This is a genomic window from Rhodoferax sp. UBA5149 (genome assembly GCF_002413825.1).
GTDB lineage: Bacteria > Pseudomonadota > Gammaproteobacteria > Burkholderiales > Burkholderiaceae_C > Rhodoferax.
This window is the reverse complement of sequence record NZ_DHXT01000160.1, coordinates 18404-20602: the sequence shown is the minus strand read 5'-3', so window position 1 is coordinate 20602 and position 2199 is coordinate 18404. Positions and strand designations below refer to the sequence as shown.

3 protein-coding genes are annotated in these 2199 nt (G+C 61.2%); 2 read left to right on the top strand and 1 reads right to left on the bottom strand.

The window, feature by feature from the left end:
• Nucleotides 1–617: NAD(P)/FAD-dependent oxidoreductase (locus B3V69_RS14265; protein WP_296447605.1), on the top strand; the 617-nt coding region annotated here is incomplete at its 5' end.
• A 43-nt stretch (nucleotides 618–660) separates the two neighbouring features.
• Here B3V69_RS14265 and B3V69_RS14260 read toward each other — a convergent pair.
• A complete protein-coding gene (locus tag B3V69_RS14260) occupies nucleotides 661–1779 on the bottom strand; it encodes a quinone-dependent dihydroorotate dehydrogenase (protein WP_296447603.1) in 1119 nt (372 codons plus the stop codon).
• Between the two features lie 58 nt (nucleotides 1780–1837).
• On the opposite strand from B3V69_RS14260, the gene B3V69_RS14255 reads away from it, so the two are divergent.
• A partial coding sequence (locus B3V69_RS14255) for a ribose-5-phosphate isomerase A (protein ID WP_296447602.1) occupies nucleotides 1838–2199 on the top strand: 362 nt, incomplete at its 3' end.

Below are 2199 nucleotides of genomic sequence, written 5' to 3'. Positions count from 1 at the left end.
TCGCAATGAATTCGGCTCTAGCCCACGCCGAATGTTCGCAGTCAGCTATAAATTTAATAGCGAAAGACGGCACGCGCTTGCACGCCAAAACAGTGGTGAACGCCGCTGGCTTGCAGGCCCCGGCGCTGGCTGGGTGTTTCAAAGGGCTGGACCCGCGCCATGTGCCGCGCGCCTATTTTGCCAAGGGAAATTACTTCACGCTCTCCAGCCGTGCGCCGTTTCGTCATTTGATCTATCCGGTGCCGCAAGCTGCCGGTTTGGGCGTGCATCTCACGCTCGATCTGGGCGGCCAGGCCAAGTTCGGCCCCGACGTGCAATGGGTCAGCTCTCCGGATGATCTGGTGGTGGACCCGGCGCGGGGCGACGCGTTTTATGCCGAGGTGCGCAAGTACTGGCCGGCGCTGCAAGACGGCGCCTTGATTCCGGGCTATGCCGGCATTCGCCCCAAAATTCACGCGCCTCATGAGGCCGCCTGCGACTTCCTGATTCAAGGGCCCGCCGACCATGGCGTGCCGGGCCTGGTCAACCTGTTTGGCATTGAATCGCCGGGCTTGACGAGCGCGCTGGCGATTGGAGCCTACGTGGCGGACCTTCTTTCGAATCGCCCGTCCGCCTGAGTTGCTATTTAATTAATAGCTTCCCACGCATATGGAACGGGGGCTAGAAGGTCTTTTTAATCAAAGTCGCGGCCTGTTTCACGAGCGCTGGGCCCTTGTAAATGAGACCGGTATAGATCTGCACCACATCGGCGCCGGCCTTGATTTTGCTCACCGCATCCTCCGCGCTCATGACCCCGCCGACGCCGATGATGGGAAAACCCTTGCCCAAAGCGTTGCGCAGTTGGGTGATGACGCGGTTGCTCATCGCCAGCACGGGCGCGCCGGACAGTCCACCGGCCTCATCGCCGTGCGCAAGTCCCTTGACGGCGTCCCGGCTGAGCGTGGTGTTGGTGGCGACCACCCCATTCATGGCATGGCGCTTCAGCATGGCTGCAATCACCTCGACCTGAGCTTCATCCAGGTCCGGCGCGATTTTGACGAAGATCGGCACGCGGCGTGGTGCCACACCGCCCTGTCCATCCGGTGTGCCATGTTGCACGGCCAGCGCATCACGGCGGCGTGCAATGGCGCCCAGCAGGCCGTCCAGCGCCTCATCGCTTTGCAGGGCGCGCAGGTTTTTGGTGTTCGGGCTCGATATATTGATGGTGACGTAGTCGGCGTAAGGGTAGACACCGTCCAGGCAGGCCAGGTAGTCATCGACGGCGTTCTCAATCGGTGTGACGGCGTTCTTGCCGATGTTCAAGCCCAGCAGCATCGCCGGCGCTTTCCCCGGTTCCCCCGCGTTCAGTGCGCTGGCATTCTGGCGTTGCCGGTACAGGGAGGATTGTTTGACGTTGGCAATGAAGGCGTCCAGCCCCTCGTTGTTGAATCCCAGGCGGTTGATCAGTGCTTGCGCCTTGGGCAGGCGAAACATGCGGGGTTTGGGGTTGCCCGGCTGCGCCAGCGGGGTGACGGTGCCGACCTCGACAAAACCAAAGCCCATGGCGCCCAGTCCATCAATGCAGCGCGCATTTTTGTCCAAACCGGCGGCCAGACCTACCCGGTTCGGAAAAGTCAGACCGGCCAGCTTAATCGGGTCATCGACGCGGCTCGCGCAATAAGCCATCTTCAGAGGGGTGCCTTGCAGACGGGCCAAGGCGTGCAGGGTCAACTCGTGTGCCGCCTCCGGGTCCAGGCTAAATAAAAATGGGCGGGCGAGGGCGTAGGGGACGAGAGACATCGGATAATTCCTGAACAGTTTTTGTACTAAGTTTCTATTACTCACCCGATTTTCCCAGATGACAAACCCTATCTCCCAATCCAAGGCCGCGCTGTCACAAGACGAACTCAAATCCCTGGTGGGCCAGGCGGCGCTTCAGTACGTGGTGCCAGGTGACATTGTCGGTGTCGGCACCGGCTCCACGGTCAACAAGTTCATTGATGCCCTGGCCTCCATGAAGGACCAGATCAAGGGCGCCGTGTCCAGCTCGGTGGCCAGCACCGAACGCCTGCAGGCGCTGGGCATCCCCGTGTTCGACTCGAATGACGTGGCCGAGTTGTCGGTTTACATCGATGGGGCCGACGAAATCGACGGACGGGGCTTCATGGTCAAAGGCGGCGGCGCGGCCCTTACGCGCGAGAAGATCGTGGCGGCTCAGTC

Bases quoted from the DNA above. Each gene is read 5' to 3' on its own strand.
- B3V69_RS14260 (WP_296447603.1), bottom strand. From the start codon at position 1,779: ATGTCTCTCGTCCCCTACGCCCTCGCCCGCCCATTTTTATTTAGCCTG.